The 18,997-nt window shown below is 63.1% G+C and carries 16 protein-coding genes; 9 read left to right on the top strand and 7 right to left on the bottom strand.

Going from position 1 to position 18,997, the window contains the following annotated elements:
• Window positions 1–146: 146 nt before the first annotated feature.
• Complete coding sequence (locus ACS92L_RS13785; protein ID WP_438765587.1) at window positions 147–1,049, top strand: DMT family transporter; 903 nt, start codon at window positions 147–149, stop codon at window positions 1,047–1,049.
• A 49-nt stretch (window positions 1,050–1,098) separates the two neighbouring features.
• On the opposite strand, the gene ACS92L_RS13780 is transcribed toward ACS92L_RS13785, so the two are convergent.
• On the bottom strand, window positions 1,099–2,256 hold the full coding sequence (locus tag ACS92L_RS13780; RefSeq protein ID WP_438765585.1) for a glycosyltransferase family 9 protein: 1,158 nt from the start codon (window positions 2,254–2,256) through the stop codon (window positions 1,099–1,101).
• 400 nt (window positions 2,257–2,656) lie between these two features.
• Between ACS92L_RS13780 and ACS92L_RS13775 the strand changes: the two genes are divergently transcribed.
• The 4 genes from ACS92L_RS13775 to ACS92L_RS13760 all read left to right on the top strand — a co-directional run bounded on the left by ACS92L_RS13775 (window position 2,657) and on the right by ACS92L_RS13760 (window position 6,761).
• Window positions 2,657–3,505 (top strand): HAD-IIA family hydrolase, encoded by an 849-nt coding sequence (locus ACS92L_RS13775; RefSeq protein WP_438765583.1) that lies wholly within the window; start codon window positions 2,657–2,659, stop codon window positions 3,503–3,505.
• A 269-nt stretch (window positions 3,506–3,774) separates the two neighbouring features.
• The gene (locus ACS92L_RS13770) at window positions 3,775–4,851 is read left to right on the top strand and encodes an acyltransferase family protein (RefSeq protein ID WP_438765581.1); all 1,077 of its coding nucleotides are present in this window, start codon (window positions 3,775–3,777) and stop codon (window positions 4,849–4,851) included.
• Between the two features lie 147 nt (window positions 4,852–4,998).
• Complete coding sequence (locus ACS92L_RS13765) at window positions 4,999–5,697, top strand: pirin family protein (protein ID WP_438765580.1); 699 nt, start codon at window positions 4,999–5,001, stop codon at window positions 5,695–5,697.
• Between the two features lie 113 nt (window positions 5,698–5,810).
• Window positions 5,811–6,761 (top strand): ribokinase, encoded by a 951-nt coding sequence (locus ACS92L_RS13760; RefSeq protein WP_438765577.1) that lies wholly within the window; start codon window positions 5,811–5,813, stop codon window positions 6,759–6,761.
• 92 nt (window positions 6,762–6,853) lie between these two features.
• Here the strand turns inward: ACS92L_RS13760 and gabT are convergent, their stop codons facing one another.
• Genes gabT through ACS92L_RS13745 form a run of 3 tightly spaced genes read right to left on the bottom strand, consistent with a single transcriptional unit; the run spans window position 6,854 to window position 11,051 of the window.
• Window positions 6,854–8,131 carry a 4-aminobutyrate--2-oxoglutarate transaminase gene (gene gabT / locus ACS92L_RS13755; RefSeq protein WP_438765575.1) on the bottom strand — a complete coding sequence of 426 codons (1,278 nt, stop codon included), beginning with the start codon at window positions 8,129–8,131 and terminating at the stop codon, window positions 6,854–6,856.
• Between the two features lie 26 nt (window positions 8,132–8,157).
• On the bottom strand, window positions 8,158–9,606 hold the full coding sequence (locus ACS92L_RS13750) for an NAD-dependent succinate-semialdehyde dehydrogenase (protein ID WP_438765573.1): 1,449 nt from the start codon (window positions 9,604–9,606) through the stop codon (window positions 8,158–8,160).
• Window positions 9,607–9,629: 23 nt separating this feature from the next.
• Window positions 9,630–11,051 (bottom strand): APC family permease, encoded by a 1,422-nt coding sequence (locus tag ACS92L_RS13745; protein WP_438765571.1) that lies wholly within the window; start codon window positions 11,049–11,051, stop codon window positions 9,630–9,632.
• Between the two features lie 198 nt (window positions 11,052–11,249).
• On the opposite strand from ACS92L_RS13745, the gene ACS92L_RS13740 reads away from it, so the two are divergent.
• Genes ACS92L_RS13740 through ACS92L_RS13725 form a run of 4 tightly spaced genes read left to right on the top strand, consistent with a single transcriptional unit; the run spans window position 11,250 to window position 14,832 of the window.
• Window positions 11,250–12,689 carry a PLP-dependent aminotransferase family protein gene (locus tag ACS92L_RS13740; RefSeq protein ID WP_438765569.1) on the top strand — a complete coding sequence of 480 codons (1,440 nt, stop codon included), beginning with the start codon at window positions 11,250–11,252 and terminating at the stop codon, window positions 12,687–12,689.
• A gap of 60 nt (window positions 12,690–12,749) precedes the next feature.
• Complete coding sequence (locus ACS92L_RS13735) at window positions 12,750–13,613, top strand: arginase family protein (protein WP_438765567.1); 864 nt, start codon at window positions 12,750–12,752, stop codon at window positions 13,611–13,613.
• Entirely contained in the window at window positions 13,601–14,356 is a 756-nt protein-coding gene (locus tag ACS92L_RS13730; RefSeq protein WP_438765566.1) for a 3'-5' exonuclease, read from the top strand. The genes ACS92L_RS13735 and ACS92L_RS13730 overlap by 13 nt, the downstream gene beginning before the upstream one ends.
• Before the next feature lie 26 nt (window positions 14,357–14,382).
• Entirely contained in the window at window positions 14,383–14,832 is a 450-nt protein-coding gene (locus ACS92L_RS13725) for a hypothetical protein (RefSeq protein WP_438765565.1), read from the top strand.
• Here the strand turns inward: ACS92L_RS13725 and ACS92L_RS13720 are convergent.
• From ACS92L_RS13720 to recF, 3 genes are all read right to left on the bottom strand, one after another.
• Window positions 14,811–15,338, bottom strand: a complete 528-nt coding sequence (locus ACS92L_RS13720; RefSeq protein WP_438765564.1) for a YgjV family protein — start codon at window positions 15,336–15,338, stop codon at window positions 14,811–14,813. The two genes, ACS92L_RS13725 and ACS92L_RS13720, sit on opposite strands and share 22 nt — an antisense overlap.
• Window positions 15,339–15,440: 102 nt before the next feature.
• Window positions 15,441–17,858, bottom strand: a complete 2,418-nt coding sequence (gene gyrB / locus ACS92L_RS13715; RefSeq protein ID WP_438765562.1) for a DNA topoisomerase (ATP-hydrolyzing) subunit B — start codon at window positions 17,856–17,858, stop codon at window positions 15,441–15,443.
• Window positions 17,855–18,970 (bottom strand): DNA replication/repair protein RecF, encoded by a 1,116-nt coding sequence (gene recF / locus ACS92L_RS13710; RefSeq protein ID WP_438765561.1) that lies wholly within the window; start codon window positions 18,968–18,970, stop codon window positions 17,855–17,857. The genes gyrB and recF overlap by 4 nt, the downstream gene beginning before the upstream one ends.
• Window positions 18,971–18,997: the final 27 nt, after the last annotated feature.

Here is an 18,997-nt window from a genome sequence, read left to right as displayed (position 1 = left end):
CCCTCCCCAATGGCGCAACGGGAACAGGGCACTGGTTGCTGCCGGGTCAGGATGACGGGAGCCCGGGTCGTTCGGGTCACGCCCCCACCCCAGAGACACGACAGGCCGTGCGCCAGCCCGGTCACTGTCGTTGAGGAGAGTCCGACATGGCAGCCACCTCAAGTGATGCAGCCGCCAGCCACTCACGCGGTCTGACGCTGGCCACGCTCGGCATCGTCATTTTGAGCTTCGATAGTCTGCTGGTGCGACTGGCGGCCACCGACGGCTGGAACGTCGCGTTCTGGCGCGGCGCTTTCATGGCACTTGTCATGGGGCTTTTCTACTGTCAGCGCCGCCGGCTGGCGACGCTCAACGCCCATCGCGGGGTGTCGCTGGTCTCCGCTGGGCTGCTGGCGGCCATTTCGCTGCTGTTCGTGATGGCGGTCATGCACACCCGGGTGGCGAACGTGGTAGTGATCCTGAGCACGGCGCCGCTGTTTGCCGCCATTTTCACACGGCTGTTTCTGCAGGAACGCGTCGCGGCAAGAACCTGGGTGGCAATCGGTCTGGCCATGCTGGGGCTGGTGATCGTCTTTGCCGGCTCACTGACCGGCGACGGCCTGCTGGGCGATCTCTACGCGCTCGGCGCCGCCATGGCGGTCGGCGCCAACCTGACGCTGCTGCGGCGCTATCCGGTACTGGACCGGCTGCCGCTGATTGCCGGCGGTGGCATCATCACGGCCCTCATTGCCTGGCCCATGGCAACGCCGCTGGCGCTGGACACCCAGAGCTACGCGGTGCTTGCCCTCATGGGGCTGGTGCAGATGCCGCTGGCCACGGCACTGATCAACAACGCCACTCGCTATCTGCCCTCCGCCGAGGTGGCGCTGTTTTATCTGGTCGAGGCGATTCTTGGCACGCTATGGGTCTGGTGGCTGCTCGGCGAAGAGCCCCCGGAGGCGACGCTCTACGGCGGTCTGCTCACCCTGGTGACGCTGCTCGTCAACGGCTGGCTGGGGCTGCGCAGGTCACGAAGCCGCCGGGTCGCGGCGGCCTCCCGGGCCGAGTGATCCATCCGGGAGGCGCCTGCCGCGGTCGCTGTCGTTATGGCGTCAACCGTTATGACGTCAACGCCATCTCCGGGGCCGGGTCAGGGGCAACCGCCTCAATATCACGCCGCCCCTGGAACTGCTCGGGTCGGATAACGGCGGCCACCAGACGCTGGGCATCCGGCTGCCACAGCACGATATCCAGCGGCCCGCGCGGGGCGAATTTCAGCGACTTGCGCTTTTGCACCAGTGCCATGACCGGCACATCCAGCGCCGCGCCGATATGCAGCGGACCGGAGTCCGGGCTGATCAGATAGCGCGCATGATGCAGCATGGCGGCAAAGATGCGCAGCGGCCGGGGCCGGCACAGCGCGCCATACCGGCTACCGGCTGTCTGTCGCTCGAGTGCCGGTGCGTGGCGCAGCTCCTCGGGGCCGACAAACACCACGTAGCGCTGCCCGGCGGCCTCGAGTGCGTCGATGCTCTCCTGCCAGAAACTCAGGGGCAGGCGCTTGTCGAGATGGCCGCCCACAAACAGCGCCACAAAGGGCGTCGCTCGCCCGGCGGCATCAAAATCGATGCCCAGCTCCTCGAGCTCGCCGCGCCCGATGCTGCACTCGCCGTTGCTCAGTGTCATCAGCGGTCGGTCGCGACAGGGCGTACCAAGGGCGCGGGCAAACATCTGTGGAATATCGTAGGCATGGCTTTGTTCACCGCTGACCTCGATATCAAACCAGCGCTGGCCCCGCTTGCCCTTGCCCATGGTGTAGCGACTTTTGATACAGCGCACGAAGATCAGCCCGGTCAGCGAACTGGGCCCGGCCTGCACGGCCAAATCGTATTTCTCCTGGCGCAGCCGCCAAAGCATGGCGGGAAAGCGCCACGGCCGCACGATGGCATCGCGCGACAGGGTCAACAGCTGATCCACCCGCTGATGGCGAAACAGCGTCTGCGTGCTATCGGTGGTGAGAAGGTCGATCTGCGCGTCGGGAAATCGCTGTCGGAAGGTTTCAATGACAGGCGACATGATCAGTGCATTACCGATGCGATAGTTGGGTCGCACCAGCAGAATTTTCAGGGGCCCCTGAAGCTTTTCGACCTCGACGGCCTGATGCTTTCGAAAACATTTCGTCATGACAAGGGTGACGCCACGCCGTGCACTTTTTTCGACACTCTGCGCGATCGTCTTGAGAAATGTGTTGGTGCGAACCGCTGTTTTCAGAGACATCACATCACCTGATCAAGGCGCCCGCTGCGAGTAATATTCCCGCAGGGATTAATGATTTATTAACACACAGGGCGTTATTTCGACGCCAATAAAAGACCACGATATGGACAGTCAGTTCCAGTGTTCAAGCGGCTTTTTTTGAAAAATGGCTGCTCTGAAATGAAGGAAATATTAAACAAAGAGGCGGCATTAATATTTAATTAAAACCGCCTTTTATTTGCCTTATGAGACGCTTTTAACAAAACAATGTTTTTTAAATCGATCTCTATCGGGTAGCGCCGGCCGTTCAGCGATCAAGCGTGTCTCGATGTTACTGCCGGACCGGAGCCAGGACTGAAAAAGACAGAAGGCGCCGTCTGACGCTATGCTGACAGTCATCATCAAAACGGGGGAACGGATTGTGACGACAAACAAAAAGATAGAACGCGACGTCGATTGCTGGCTGACCGATATGGACGGCGTGCTGGTGCACGAAAACAAGGCCATTCCCGGGGCGGCCGAGCTGATCAACCAGTGGCGGGAGAAGCAAAAGCCCTTTCTGGTACTGACCAACAATTCGATCTATACCCCGCGCGATCTCAGTGCCCGGCTGGCGCGCAGCGGCATCGACGTGCCCGAGGAGCAGCTCTGGACCTCGGCGCTGGCCACCGCGGCCTTTTTAAAGGATCAGTCGCCCGGCGGCTCCGCCTTTGTCATCGGTGAGGCCGGCATTACCACGGCCATGCATGAGGCCGGCTTTGTCATGACCGATACCGACCCGGACTACGTGGTACTGGGCGAGACCCGCACCTATTCGTTCGAGGCGATCACGCGCGCCATTCGTCTGATCAACGACGGCGCCCGTTTCATCGTGACCAACCCGGATGTGACCAGCCCCAGCCGGGAAGGTCCGCTGCCCGCCACCGGCGCCGTGGCAGCGCTGATCACCAGCGCGACCAAGCGCGAACCCTATGTCGTGGGCAAGCCCAACCCGATGATGTTTCGCTCGGCGCTCAACAAGCTGGGGGCGCATTCCATGCGCACCGGCATGATCGGCGATCGCATGGACACTGACGTGGTGGCCGGCATCGAGGCCGGGCTGCACACCGTGCTGGTGCTGACCGGCATTGCCGACCGCTCCGAGGTCGAGCGCTACCCGTTCAGGCCCAAGGAGATCCTCGATTCGGTGGCCGACCTGCTGGAAGCGGGTGATACATCGACCCGCACAGCAGTCCAGGACGACGCCAAAAAATCCGGCGCCAAAAAGTAAGCCATGCCCGAACGGTGGTCTGCTCGTCAGGCCACCGCCCGCTGCGGCAAGCGCCCTTGTGCCGGCGCCCGTCCATCCATCATATGTTACCGAAGTTCAGGAAAGCTCAACGGATCGTATGGCAGGGATAACCTGTGTAATCCGATCAACGGCAATAACGAATCACTACCCAAAGCACCAGACAACCCACACAAAACCACTCGTAAAGCGCTACTAGCTACATTGGATCGCATTAGCATGGTCTGAATCTCCCTACTGCGATCCTTCCCATGACAACAACACCCATCGTGCATGGCGGTCAGCGTATTGTGTGGATCGACGCCGCCAAGGGCGCCTGCATTTTCATGGTGGTGCTGTGGCATACCACCATCTTTTCCTATACCCGGATCGATTTCGGCACACTTCCCCTCGATAGCCTCTGGACCGGCGTACTGACCGCTTTCAAGCCGCTTCGCATGCCGCTTTTTTTCCTGATTTCGGGCTTTCTGGCGCACTCCGCCATCACCCGTAGAACCTGGCAGGCCACCTTCCGTTCCCGGGTGGCGACCCTGTTCTGGCTCTACGTGCTGTGGATGACGATCAACTGGCTCGTCATTTCGCTGATGCGCACGCAAATCCCGGGGGCCGCCGGCGTCATTCCGGGCGAGGCGTACACGCTGGATGTGGTCGAATTCATGCGCGGTGTCTTTCTGGCCGACAGCGGCATCTGGTATCTCTACGCGCTGGTGCTCTACTTCGTGGTCTGCAAGATCTTCAATCGGGTCACCGTGCCACTTCTGGTGACACTGGCGCTTTTACAGATCCTTTCCGAGCACATCACCCAGGCCTGGAATTTCCAGAAACTGCTCGACTACGGCATTTTCTACGCGCTGGGCTGCTTTGGGCGGGACCACATCGCACGGATTTACGCGGATTTCAGCGCCAGACGCTGGGCGCTGGTGGGTGTGGTCCTGCTGGCCTCGATGGCGCTCGCTCGTCAGCTGGGCATCTTCTATTGGCCGGTCATGCAGCTTTTTCTGTCCTGTCTGATGGTTTCGTTTGCCATCGACACGCTGAGCCTGATCCTGCGCTTTTGGCAGATGAGAGCCCTGCAGGCGCTGGGCAAACGCACCCTGCCGGTGTATGTCCTTCACATGCTGCTGGTCCATCCGGTGACGCTTTTGCTGGCCGATGTGGATCTCAGCGGCACAGCAGGGCAGGCACTCGCCGTTGCCCTGCCCGTGCTCATCGCCACGGCCGTCTGTGCCGGCTGTCTGCTGGTACGACTCGTACTCGACCGTGGTCCGGGCCGGGCGCTGTTTGACTTTCCGGCCATGAGAAACCGCCCGGTGGCACAGGGCACCTGAGCGTTACCCAGCCGACCCCATGCGCCCGCCCGACAGTTCAAGCGGGCGCATTCCATTTTATCGACGCTCAACGCTTATTTTCTGCAGTTGCCCTGCAGGAATTCGAAGCAGATGCTGGGCGCCTTTCTGACGTCTGGAGAACTTCCCATGCTGACCCTTCGCCCCGGCAGTGAGCGCGGCCACGCCAACCACGGCTGGCTCGAGAGCTACCACTCCTTCTCCTTTGCCGGCTACAACGACCCGAACCACGTCCGGTTCGGCCCCCTGCGGGTCATCAATGAAGACCGCGTCGCGCCCGGCGGCGGCTTCGGCCAGCATGGCCACCGCGACATGGAGATCTTTTCCTATGTGCTCGCCGGTGAGCTGGCGCACCGCGATACGCTGGGCAACGGCTCCAGTATTGGCCCGGGGCGCGTGCAATTGATGACCACCGGTACCGGGGTGGAGCACAGCGAGTTCAATCACAGCGCGCATGCGCCGGTGCACTTTCTGCAGGTCTGGCTTTTCCCGCGTGAGACGGGGCTTTCCCCGCGCTACAGCGAGGCCGACTTCCCGTCTGATTCAAAACGCGACCGGCTGTGTCTGATCATTTCCCCCGACGGTCGGGAAGGCTCGCTGCACATCGAGCAGGATGCCTTCATTTACGCCACGATCCTGGACGGCGAGACCACCCTGACCCACGAGCTCGCCCCCGGTCGGCGCGGCTACGTGCATCTCATCCGCGGCGCGCTGGAGGTCAACGACCACGCGCTTGAAGGCGGTGACGCCCTGATGCTGGAAGACGAAGCGCGGATCACACTCGCTCGCGGCCGTGACGCCGAGGCGCTGGTGTTTAATCTGCCCTGAATCGCTGATCTGCCCTGAATCGTTGGTCTGACCTGAATCGACAACGGAGCCCATCTGTTCGATGATCACGCCAAATCATTGCTATAACCGCATTGCCAACCAGTGAGGGCGTCATGTCAGCATCGAACCAACCGGCATCCAGCGGTGCCACCGTCTACAACTACGGATCGATCAATATCGACCATGTCTACCGCGTGCCGCACCTGGTGCGTCCGGGCGAGACGCTCTCCAGCACCGACTATCAGATCGTGCTGGGCGGCAAGGGCGCCAACCAGACCATCGCGCTGGCGCGTGCCGGTGGCCGGGTCGCTCACTGGGGCCAGCTGGGCCATGCCGACGAGTGGGCGCTTGCGACGCTGAAAAACGCCGGCGCCGACATCGATGACGTGACGCTGCTCGAAGGCTCGAGCGGTCACACCGTGATTCAGGTCGATGACGATGGCGAAAACGCCATCGTGCTCTTTGGCGGCACCAATCAGAGCTTCAGCAAGAAGCGCATCAGGGCATTAATCAACGGCGCCGACAGCAAGGGCTGGTTGCTGCTGCAAAACGAGTGCAACGATATCGAGGCCGTGATCCGTCAGGCGCTGGACCGAGGTCTGAAGGTGGCCTTCAACCCGGCGCCGATGACGCCGGCCATTCGTGAACTGCCGCTGACCGAGCTGTCACTGTTGTTCGTCAACCGCGGGGAGGCTGCCGCACTGGTCGAAATGGCAGAAGAGAGCGATGCCAAAAGCCTGATTGCGGCGCTGCAACAGGCGCTGCCGGGCACCGACATCGTGCTCACGCTCGGCTCGGAAGGCGCCTGGCGCATCGACGGTGAGCGCAATGAACCCCTGTATCAGCCGGCCCGTCCGGTGCAGGCCGTGGATACCACCGGCGCCGGTGATACCTTCATTGGCTATTACATGGCCGCCGTACAGGCAGGCTGTGACGCCTCGACCTGTCTTGAGCGCGCCACCGCCGCCGCCGCGCTTGCCGTACAGCGCGCCGGGGCCGCCACCGGCATCCCCACGATTGAGGAAGTCGAGACCTTTTTGCAGATTGCCGCGCGCCAGCCGTAATCCGCGACCCCACGGACTCGTGGCATAAAAAAGGCCCCACCAATGGCGGGGCCTTTTGTGTCAGACGCGGCGGTCACCGGCACACGGGCGGCTTATGACTGACCGCTCATCTCGCCGAGCATGGCCTCGATCAGATCCATCCCTTCACCGAGCACCTCATCGCTGATGGTGACCGGCATCAGAAAGCGGATCGTGTTGGCGTAGAGCCCGCAGGAGAGCAGGATCAGGCCGCGCTCGCGCGCCGTCTTGCACAGCTTGCCGGCCAGCTCGGCATCCGGCTCGCCGTCGGCGCGGACCAGATCAAAGGCTGCCATGGCGCCCAGGTGACGCGAGTTGCGCACGCAGTCAAACGAGCGCTCCAGCGTCTGGAAGCGTTCGCCGAGCTTGTCGCCCAGCGCGCGGCTTTTCTCGAGGATGTTTTCCTCCTCGAAGACATCCAGCACGGCCAGTACGGCGGCACACGAGACCGGGCTGCCGGTGTAGGTGCCACCCAGCGAATTGCCGCCGGAGGCGTCCATCACGCTGTCGGTGCCCACCACCGCCGAGATCGGCATGCCATCGCCCATGCTCTTGGCCATGGTCATGATGTCGGGTTCCACACCGGTGTGCTCGATGGCAAACATCTTACCGGTACGACCAAAGCCGGACTGCACTTCATCAACGATCAGCAGGATGCCGTGCTCGTCACAGATCTCGCGCAGCGCCTTCATGAAGCTCGGTGAGGCGGCGTGAAAGCCCCCTTCGCCCAGCACCGGCTCGATGACGATCGCCGCGGTATCCTTTGGGTTGGCGTCGGTCTTGAAGGTCATCTTCAGCCCGCGCAGCGCCTCTTCTTCGCTGACGCCGATCGATTCGACCGGATAGGGCGCGCGGTAGACCTGTCCGGGCATGGGGCCGAAGTCGGTGCGATACGGCGCGACCTTGCCGTTCATCGCCATGGTCATGAAGGTACGACCGTGATAGCCGCCGGTGAAACAGATCACGCTGGAGCGACCGGTCGCGGCACGGGCAACCTTGACGGCGTTTTCCAGCGCCTCGGCGCCGGAGTTGGCCAGCATCACCTTGGCGTGCCCGCGTACCGGCGTGATGTGGCTGAGTTTTTCGGCCACCTTAACGTAGCCTTCATAGGGCATGACGGTCTGGCAGGTGTGCATCACCTTGTCGAGCTGTGCCTTGACCGCTTCAACCACCTTCGGATGGCGGTGGCCGATATTGAGTACGCCGATACCGCCGGCAAAATCGATAAAGCGCTTGCCGTCGGCGTCCCACAGCTCGGCATTTTCGGCGTGGTCGGCAAAGTGGGTATCAGGGCTTGCCGCGCCGTTGGCCACGTAGCGCTTTTTCAGCTCGTTGAGTTCGTTATTGTTCATCTGCAGTCTCCTTTGATGTGCAGCGATTACAGCCCGCCAAGACAGACATACTTGAGCTCGGTAAACTCCTCCAGTCCATGGTGCGACCCCTCTCGACCCAGTCCGGACTCCTTGATCCCGCCAAAGGGGGCCAGCTCGGTCGACAACAACCCTTCGTTGACGGCCACCATGCCGTACTCCAGCGCCTCCATCACATGCCAGATGCGCTTGTAGTCACGGGCGTAGAAGTAGGCCGCCAGGCCAAAGGGCGTATCGTTGGCCATCGCGATGGCCTGATCATCCTGGTCGAAACGAAACACCGCCGCCAATGGCCCGAAGGTCTCCTCATGAGCCACGGCCATGTCCGGTGTCACATCCGCCAGCACGGTCGGTTCATAAAACGAGTGCCCCAGCGCGTGCGTCTGACCACCCTCTACCAGTCGAGCGCCCTTGTCGAGCGCATCAGCAACGTGGGCGCTGACCTTGTCGACTGCCGCCTGATTGATCAGCGGCCCGATGTTGATGCCTTCTTCCTGACCGTTGCCGACCTTGAGCTGGCGCACGCGCTCGGCGAGTTTCTCGACAAAGGCGTCGTAGACGCCGGACTGCACCAGAAAGCGGTTGGTACACACGCAGGTCTGGCCGGCGTTGCGGTATTTCGAGGCGATCGCACCCTCAACGGCGGCGTCAATATCGGCGTCGTCAAACACGATAAAGGGCGCGTTGCCGCCCAGCTCCATGGCGGTTTTTTTGACCGTGGAGGCGCACTGCGCCAGAAGCTTCTTGCCCACCGGCGTGGAGCCGGTAAACGAGACCTTGCGCACCCGCGGGTCGGTGGTGAGCACCTCGCCCACCGCGGCAGGGCTTTTGGCGGTGACCACGTTGATGGCCCCTGCCGGTATACCGGCCTCCAGCGCCAGCGCGGCCAGTGCCAGCGCGGTCAGCGGCGTGGCCTCGGCGGGCTTGATCACCACTGTACAGCCGGCGGCCAGTGCCGGGGCGCATTTGCGGGTGATCATCGCCAGCGGGAAGTTCCAGGGCGTAATGGCGGCGACCACGCCGATCGGCTCGCGCATGACCAGAATGCGCTTGTCCGCGCCGTGGCCCGGCAGGGTTTCCCCGGCAATGCGCTTGGCCTCTTCGGCGTAGAACTCGATAAATGAGGCACCGTAGCCGACCTCCCCGCGGGACTCCGCCAGCGGCTTGCCCTGTTCCAGCGTCATCAACCGCGCCAGTTGATCGGTGTGTTCCACCACCAGATCAAACCAGCGGCGCAGCAGACGCGAGCGTTCCTTCGCCGGCACGCGGCGCCAGTCGGCCATTGCCGTCTCGGCGGCGGCGACGGCCTCACGGGTTTCCTCGGCGCCCAGATCGGCCACGTTGGCGATCAGCTCACCGGTGGCCGGGTTATTGACCGCAAACTGCCGGTCGCCTTCGACCCAGCGCTCGCCGATCAGTGCCGCGCCGCGCTGGCTTTTGAATTCGATGTCAAACATGTGTCTCCCTCATGGGTGTGATGTCAGCGGTCATAAACGTTTTGCATGACGCGGTCGCTGAAAGCGCGCCCGTAGCGATTGAGCGCAAAGAGATACATCGCAAGCCCCAGCACCATCCAGCCGCCAAATACGCCCCACTCGATGCCGGTCAGGGCCGAGGGGCTGCCCGGCAAATACAGACAGGCCATGCCAAGCGACAGCGCCACCGCCAGCGCGCCGACCACTCGACCGTTACCCACCTTGAAAGGGCGGTCCATGTCGGGTTCGCGCTTTCGCAGCACCAGAAACGACAGCGCCACGAACAGATAGGCGATCACGATGCCAAGACCGCCGGCATCGACCAGCCACACCATGGCCGGGCGGCCCATGAAAGGCGCAATCGTCGACAACAGCCCGATCATGATGATGGCGTTGGTGGGGGTCTTGTACTTCGGATGCAGTTTGCCCAGAAAGGCCGGCAGCATGCCGGAGTGCGCCAGTGCGTAGATCGCCCGCGACCCGCCGATATAAAAGGCGTTCCAGCTGGTGATGATGCCGGCAATGCCCGCCAGTACCATCAGCTTGCTGCCCCAGACGCTGCCCATGACCGCGCCCATGGCGTCCGGCACCGACAGCGAGCTGCCCTGCAGCGCGTCGTGATCGAGCATCAGACTGGTGCCCAGCACGATCAGCGCATACCAGGCCACCGCCATCAGTACCGAAGCGATCAGCACCTTGCCGATATCGCGAAACGGCAGATCGATCTCCTCGGCCGCCTGCGGGATGACGTCAAAGCCCACGAACAAAAAGGGCACCATCACCAGCACCGCCATGATGCCGCCGGCAAAGCCGCCGCTGGATTCATGGTTGAAAAGCGGCGTCATGTTGGCCACCTCGCCGGTAAACAGCGCCCCGGTAATGAAGAGCACACCGACCACCAGAATCAGGCCGGTCACCAGCTTCTGGATCAGTGCCGCGGTGGTAATCCCCACATAGTTGATCGCCATCATGATCAGCGAACCGATCACGCCCACGGCGACCCAGCTGGCCTTGACGTCCCAGCCGGCCACGGTCCAGAGATGGCCCACGTCGTAGCCGGGAAAGAGCTGCTCGACCACGGTGGGCAGGGCGACGGCTTCAAACGACACCACGCTCACATAGCCCAGCACGATGCTCCAGGTACAGATAAAGGAGGCAAAATGGCCCAGGGCGCGGTAGCTGTAGACGTGCTCACCGCCCACCTTGGGCATGGCCGAGGCCAGTTCGGCGTAGGTCAGCCCGACCAGCAGTACGGCAATGCCGCCGATGACAAAGGCGATGATCGCGCCCAGGCTGCCGGCATCGAGAATGGCTCCGCCGGTCAAAACGATCCAGCCCCAGCCGATCATGGCGCCGAAGGCGAGGGCCAGCACGTCGGTGCGGGCCAGAACGCGCACCAGCTCGCGTGGTTTGGTTGTGCTCTGCATGGAGTATTCCGTGATTGTTATGGTCATTCAGGGCGGCAGGAGGGTTGGGTCGGCATCAATGCCTTGTTGTCTCTCCTCATCACACGCTACCACTGTCCAGGCCCTGGTACGTGAACCACTTGTGTGTTCAGCTGGACCACTGTTCACAACCACCGCCATAATGCCCTCATCTCCCGTCACCCTGCCCGGACCCGTGCCATGCAGCGATCCGTCGAAGAGGCCCTGAGCGATATCGAAGCGGCCTGGCAACGCCAGCCCGACCGGCTGAGCAAGCAGGTGCGTCTGGAGCAGGCCCTGACCACGCTGATCGAGCTGCAGTGGACCGACGGCCAGCGCCTGCCCGCCCACCGCCATATCTGCGAGCGTCTGGGCGTGGCGCGCAACACCCTGGCCGGTGTCATCGAGTCGCTGCAGTCGCGCCATGTTTTGATGACCCAGCACGGCCGCGGCAGCTGGAGCCGGCGCCCGGACGCCTCGTCGCCACTTTCAAACGCACCTTCGCCGGCGCTGTCAGACCGGGCCCGACAGATTCTGAGCACCAGCGGTGCCAGCCCGATCCAGAGCGGGGCCTTTGTGCCGGGCATCCCCGACATCGCCCGCTTTCCGATGCGGCGCTGGCGCACGCTCTACGCCACCCTGACCGTGCCGCAAAACGCCCTGTTATTGTCCTATTCCAGCGGCGGCTACGGGCCGCTCAAGCGCGAGATTGCCGATTTTCTCCGGCGCGGGCGCGGCATCGAATGCGCCCTGGAACAGATCATCATTACCGACGGTACCCATCACGGCCTGGAGCTGTGTGCGCTGGCGCTCGCCGACCACGGCGACCGCGTGACGATGGATTCCCCCTGCTACTGGGGCGCGCGCAATGTCTTTCGAGCGGCAGGCCTGGGCATCGATCAGTGTCACTGGCAGCCCGGGGCGGGCTATCGCGACCCATCGCCTTCAGCCCGCTCGCCGCGGCTTTTGTATCTGACCGGTGCGCGCCACTACCCCTTGAGCGTGCCCATGCCGATCGAGGACAAGCGCTCGCTGGTCGAGCGCCTGTCACCAGAGCTTGTCATCGAGGACGACTACGAGTTCTTCGACAGCCACCACCGCGGCCTGCTCTTCTCTCCCGATGACGGCCACTCCATTCTGGCCGGGTCGTTTTCCAAGCTGATGTTTCCGGGGCTGCGACTGGGATACCTGGTGGTGCCACGCGCGCTGAGCGAGGCCATCAACCGATTGCGCAGCGAGGTCTTTCGCGAAGGACGCATGCTGGATCAGGCGGTATTGGCGCGATTCATGGCCGACGGCGATCTGGACCGCTGGTGTCGGCGTATCAATCGGGAATATCTACAGCGCCAGCAGACCCTGCATGCGCTTTTGACCCCTTTGCCGGGCGTGATCGATGTCTCGCCGCCGGCCGGCACCATTACCCTGTGCGTGACGCTCGCGCCGGATATCGACGATGTGCGCCTGGCGCGCTACCTGCTCAATCACTACCGGCTGGTGGTCAAGCCGCTCAGCCCGGTCTGCAGCGAGGATGACCCGCGGCGCGGTCTGGTGCTGGGTATCGGCATGGTCGAAGGGGAAACGCTGGTGCGCCTCGGGCGGCAGCTGGCCGAGGGCGTGCACGCCTTTATGGCCACGCGCTGATGTGATCACACCGCCACCCGTGGCATGATCAGGCCATTCTTTTTCTGGCATGGAGACACCATGGTGCAGCAGACGTCCCTGACCGCGCCGGCCCCCCTGATCTGCTTTCAGGGCAACTGTGCCGGTCCCAATCCTCACGGCATGACCGGCACGCTGGCGCTGGCACAGACCCTGGCAGCCTCTCTCGAAATTCCCCTGCAGACGCTGGGGGCGCCGGGTCAGGCGCTGTCGGGCAGCTGGCAGCAGATGCTCGAGGCCGTCACGCCCGATTTCGTGTCGCTGGGGCGATACCTGGAGAAGACGCTGTCTTCAGGCAAGCGCCCCGTTGTGACCATGAGCCGCTGCGCCGGCGCACTGGCCACCCTGCCGGTGATCGCCCGGCAGCACCCCGAGGCCTGCATCGTCTGGTTTGACGCCCACGGCGATCTCAACACCCCGGAGACCTCCGAGTCGGGCTATCTCGGCGGCATGGTCATTGCCGGCGCCGCCGGGATGTGGGACAGCGGTCTGGGCAACGATCTGTCTCTTGCCCACGTCATCCTCGCCGGCGCCCATCAGCTCGACCCCGCCGAACAGGCACTCATCGATGACAAACGCCTGCTTCACCTGCCCCCGGCCCGGCTCAGCGTCGAGGCGCTGCGACGTGCCATCAACGGCCGCCCGGTCTACATCCATCTCGACTGCGATGTCCTCCAGCCCGGCGTCGTACCCAGCGATCATCAGATCGACGGGGGCCTTGCCCCGGAAACACTGGCCGAGCTGATGGCCGCGCTGGCCGGGGAAGACGTCGTCGGCATGGAAATCGCCGAGCTCGAGTCCCACTGGCCGAACGACCCGGCACCGGCAGATCTGACGGTGCTGGTGGAGATACTGATGCCGCTGGCCCGACGGCTTTTGGCCGATGAGGCGCCATGCGCGCGCTGATTCACGACTTTGAAACCGCCGGCGGCAGCGCCCACCACTGCGGCGTGGTACAGCTGGCCGTGCTGAGCGGCATACTGGGCAATGACGGCGCCTTTTATCGCCGGTGGCAGTCCTATGCCAACTACCACCCGGGCGGGCCAATCGAGCCGGCCACTACCCGCGTGCATGGCCTGCGTGACGAGGATGTCGCTGCCTGCCCCGACTATCGCCACGCCGTGCCGGAGGTCTACCGGGCGGCAGCGCGTCAGGGATTCGATGCGCTGGTCATCGGCTTTAGCAACACCAGCTTTGACAACGTGATCGCTCACCGCCTGGGGCTGCGTCCCAGGCGCAGCCTGGACCTTTTCCTGCCGGCTTATCGGCTCAAAAAGCGCGACGGTCTGGAAAGCGCTTCTCTTGCCAACACCTACCAGACGCTGACCGGTGAGCCCCCCATCAACGCCCATGACGCGCTCGCCGATGTGCGCATGACCGCTGCATTGATCCCGCCGCTGATGGCCCGCTTTGGTTTTACCGAATTCACCGCCTTTCTCGACTGGGCCACCACCGGCCAGCCGGTGCCCGGCCTGCGACTGCGCTTTGGCCCGGCGCGCGGTCACACGATCGAGTCCCTCGATGACGACGCCCTGGTCAAGGCACTGACTGGCTGGCGCGGCGGCAATATCGACGTGCTCGCCTCGCTCGAGGCCGAGTATGCCAAACGTGGCCTGACAGCCCGGCCCGAGCAGGGACAGCTTTTTTAAACCATTGCCTGATGGAATAGCACGCCATGACACTGCTTGCTCAGCCCAAAAAACCCGTCATACAACAAGAACCCACCGGCTGCGGCATCGCGGCCTGCGCCGCGCTGGCAGGCCTTGATTATGAAACCGCACGAACGCGGGCCGCCGCGCTTGGCATCCATGCCCATGACCGCACGCTGTGGTCGCAAACGGCGCATGTTAGAAGGCTTCTGGCGTCTCTGAGTATCGAGGCTGCTGAAGATGAGCAGCCCTTTACCGGCTGGGATGACCTGCCGGACCGGGCGCTGCTGGCGATCAAGTGGCGCTGGGTCAATGGCGTGCCCTTTTGGCACTGGGTGGTGTTCGTACGCGAGGGGGGAGTGTGTGTGGTGCTGGACTCGAAGGCGGCCCTTAAAACCAACGTTCGCCGCGATTTTGGCCGCATGGCGCCAAAGTGGTTTATCGGGGTAACCGGTTACTCGAACGCCTGTGGATAGCGCCTTTTGGCGCGCATCAACCGGATGATGGTGACAAGACTTGTGACGATCACCAGCGCCTCGGCCAGCATGCCGCCCGCCGCGCCGGCCAGCCAATGGCTGAAAAGCCAGGCAACGGCCGCCAGCGCCAGAAAGACACGCATGGCGATGCCCTTGAGCAGAAACATGCCGGTGGTGCCGATCACCATGGCGACCAGCGCCGGCAGGTCGGCCATGCCCTGCCAGGTCAGCATGGCGACGAGCGCACTCGCCGCCAGCACTCCCGCCATGACCCATCGGTTGCCGGGGTAGCGCCGGGCCAGCGCAATGCGCAGGATCACCACCAGCGACAGCGCCGCGGCCGTCCAGCTGCCCAGAAAGGCAAACTGCAGCGCAAATGCCACGTTGGCGAGAATCAGCAGGACCATTAACCGCTCGTCGCGCCGGCTGGCAAAGGCCAGCAGACAGAGCAGCAGCGAGACGAGACCGAAAAACTGTCCGGCCAGGGGGCCGACACTATCGAGCATCAGGGCGTCGCTCCTTATCAGCGAACATGACCGACAGACAGGTCAGGGCATAAAAAACCGGAGCGCAGGGCTCCGGTTGGATTCGTCAAAAGCGTGGCCGGATCAGATGTCCAGATTCGCCACCAGCGCGTTTTGCTCGATGAAGTCACGACGCGGTTCGACCTCGTCGCCCATCAGGGTGTTGAACATCATGTCGGCGCCGATGGCGTCTTCGATGGTGACCCTGAGCATACGGCGACTTTCCGGGTCCATGGTGGTTTCCCACAGCTGGTCCGGGTTCATCTCACCCAGGCCCTTGTAGCGCTGGATGCTAAAGCCTCGGCTGGCCTCGGCCATCAGCCAGGTGAGGATGTCGTGGAAGTTCTCGACCGGTTTGGAGCGCTCGCCGCGGGCGATGTAGGCGCCCTCTTCCAGCAGACCGTCCAGCGCACGATTGAGCGCGACCATGGCGGCGTAATCGGCCGACTGGAAAAAGCCCAGACCCAGCGGATAGTCGGTTTCCACACCGTGGGCGCTCAACACGGCCGCCGGCAGATATAGACCGCGCTCTTCGCTGTGCACCAGACGGAAGATGTAGCGCGGCCCGCCCTCGTAGGCGATAAGCTCGTCCAGATCAGCCTGCAGCGCCTCGATCCAGCGCGTCATGGCGGCCTTGTCGGACAGCATCTCTTCGCTGACCGGGTCGGCGTAGATCAATCGCTTGAGCACATCAGCCGGATAGACGCGGGCCAGACGGTCAAGACGGTCCATCACGTCGCGATACTGATGCACCAGCTTTTCGAGATGCTCACCGCCAATGCCCGGGGCGTCGGCGTTGACGTAAAGCTGTGCGCCATCAAGGGCAGTAGTGGTCAGGTGCTGGATCAGCGCCGCCTCGTCCTTGAGATACATCTCGTTTTTGCCGCGCTTGATCTTGTACAGCGGCGGCTGGGCGATGAAGATGTGGCCGCGCTCGATCAGCTCCGGCATCTGACGGAAGAAAAACGTCAAAAGCAGGGTACGAATGTGCGAGCCGTCGACGTCGGCGTCGGTCATGATGATGACCGAGTGATAGCGCAGCTTGTCGGCGTTGAACTCTTCACGGCCGATGCCACAGCCCAGCGCGGTGATCAGGGTACCGACCTCGGCCGAGGAGAGCATCTTGTCAAAGCGTGCCTTTTCGACGTTGAGGATCTTGCCCTTGAGCGGCAGGATCGCCTGGGTGCGGCGATCGCGGCCCTGCTTGGCGCTGCCGCCGGCGGAGTCACCCTCGACCAGGTAGAGCTCCGAACGGGTCGGGTCCTTTTCCTGACAGTCGGCCAGCTTGCCGGGCAGCCCGGCGATATCCAGCGCGCCCTTGCGGCGTGTCATCTCGCGCGCCTTGCGGGCAGCGTCGCGGGCACGGGCGGCGTCAAGCATCTTGTTGACGATCGCCTTGGCGTCATTGGGGTTTTCCAGCAGATAGTCGGAGAGCTGACGACTCATCTCCTGCTCGACGGCCGTTTTCACCTCGGAGGAGACCAGCTTGTCCTTGGTCTGCGAGGAGAACTTCGGGTCGGGCACCTTGACCGAGATGATCGCGGTCAGGCCTTCACGGGCATCGTCACCGGAGGTGGCCACCTTGGACTTTTTCTGCAGCTCCTCGGCCTCGATGTAGCTGTTGAGGCTTCGCGTCAGCGCGCCGCGAAAGCCCGCCATGTGCGTGCCGCCGTCGCGCTGCGGAATATTGTTGGTGTAGCAGAAGATGTTTTCGCTGTAGCTGTCGTTCCACTGCATCGCCACTTCCACCGCAATGCCGTCTTCACGCTCGGCGTTGAAGTGAAACACCGGGTTGACGGTGGTGCGGTTGGTATTGAGGTGATCGACAAAGGCGCGCAGGCCGCCCTCGTAGTGGAACAGCTCCTCGCGGCCGTCGCGCTCGTCGAGCAGGCGAATCGCCACGCCGGAGTTGAGAAACGACAGCTCCCTGAGGCGCTTGGCCAGAATATCGTAGTGAAACTCGATATTGGCAAACGTCTCCGGTGAAGGCTTGAAATGAATCTGGGTGCCGGAGCGCTCGGTGTCGCCCACCACCGCCAGCGGCGACTGCGGCACGCCATGCTTGTAGATCTGCTCGTGAACCTGGTTTTTGCGCCAGATGGTGAGCTTGAGCTGCTCGGACAGCGCGTTGACCACCGAGACCCCCACGCCGTGCAGTCCGCCGGACACCTTGTAGGAGTTGTCGTCGAACTTGCCGCCGGCGTGGAGCACGGTCATGATCACTTCCGCCGCTGACACGCCTTCGGAGTGGATATCGGTCGGGATGCCACGGCCGTCATCGGAGACGGTGACAGACTCATCGGGGTGGATGACGACCCGGATTTCGCTGCAGTGGCCGGCCAGCGCCTCGTCGATCGAGTTGTCGACGATCTCGAACACCATGTGATGCAGACCGGTGCCATCATCGGTATCGCCAATGTACATGCCCGGGCGCTTGCGTACCGCGTCCAGCCCCTTAAGAACCTTGATACTCGATGAGTCGTAAGCCTGTGGTTCGCTCATTGATGCTCCCGGGTCATCGCGCCGTCGGCAGTGCCTGCCAGACGACCCTGTTTCACGTGAAACCTTTTGACGTCGGTATCGACACTCCAGTGCCCCTCAAGGGAGGCGGGCTCGATACCGGTCAGAAAGGTCTGACAATTCATCTGTTCCAGCAGCCGACAAAAGGCGCGGCGGTGCTGTTCGTCCAGTTCAGCGGCCAGATCATCGATCAAATAGAGGCAGCGGTGACGGTCTTCCTGCTCCAGAAGCCGCCCCTGCGCCAGTTTCATGGCGCTGACCACCAGCTTCTGCTGTCCTCTGGAGAGGACTTCGGCCGCCGGATAGCGCCCCATGCGCAGGCGCAGATCAGCGCGCTGTGGCCCCTGCTGGGTGAACTTCATCTGGCGGTCGGTGGCCACGCTCTCCAGAAGGATCTCCTCGAGCGGGCGACTCTTGTCCCAGCCACGATGGTAGCGAAGCGACAGTTCCGGCAGATCGATCAGCTCGGCAAGCGTTGCGCTGAAAACGTTTGAAAAGCGCGCCATCCAGTCACTGCGCATTGCATCCAGCCGATCGCTCCAGCGCGCCAGTTCGCGGCTCCAGAGGGCCAGCGACTGTTCGTCGATTCTATCATGTCTGAGCAGCGCATTCCGATGTTTGAGCGCGCGTCTTGCGCGGCGCCAGACATCGAAAAAATCGGGGTAAACGTAAAACACGCCCCAGTCGAGAAATTCGCGCCGCGCCGCTGGCGCGCCTTCGATCAGACGAAAGGCATCAGGGTTGATCAGCTGCATGGGCAGGTGGCGGGCCAGCTCGGCAATGCGGTCGATCTTCTCGCCGGCCACTCGCACATTGAGGCCATCAGCGTCGCGACGACGCTCCACGCCCAGCGGCAGCGGTGGCTCCCCTGTCAGCCGGCCAAACAGCGTCAGGGCGTCCTGATCATGGGTGATGGCATGCTTGAGCTGACGGGTGCGAAACGAGCGCCCCATGCCCAGAATGTGCAGGCCTTCCAGCAGGCTGGTCTTGCCGCTGCCGTTGTCGCCGAAGATCAGATTGACGTGCGCGCCGGGCTGCCATGTGACAGAGGGCAGATTGCGCAGTCCCTGAAAGTGAAGATGATCAAGCGGCATGGCAATCCGAAAGGGACGCGCGCCCGG

Origin of the sequence: Kushneria halocnemicola (genome assembly GCF_965650455.1) — a bacterium.
In the GTDB taxonomy this organism is placed as follows: domain Bacteria; phylum Pseudomonadota; class Gammaproteobacteria; order Pseudomonadales; family Halomonadaceae; genus Kushneria.
The sequence above is the reverse complement of the archived record's forward strand: the minus strand, read 5'-3'. Positions and strand labels throughout refer to the sequence as shown.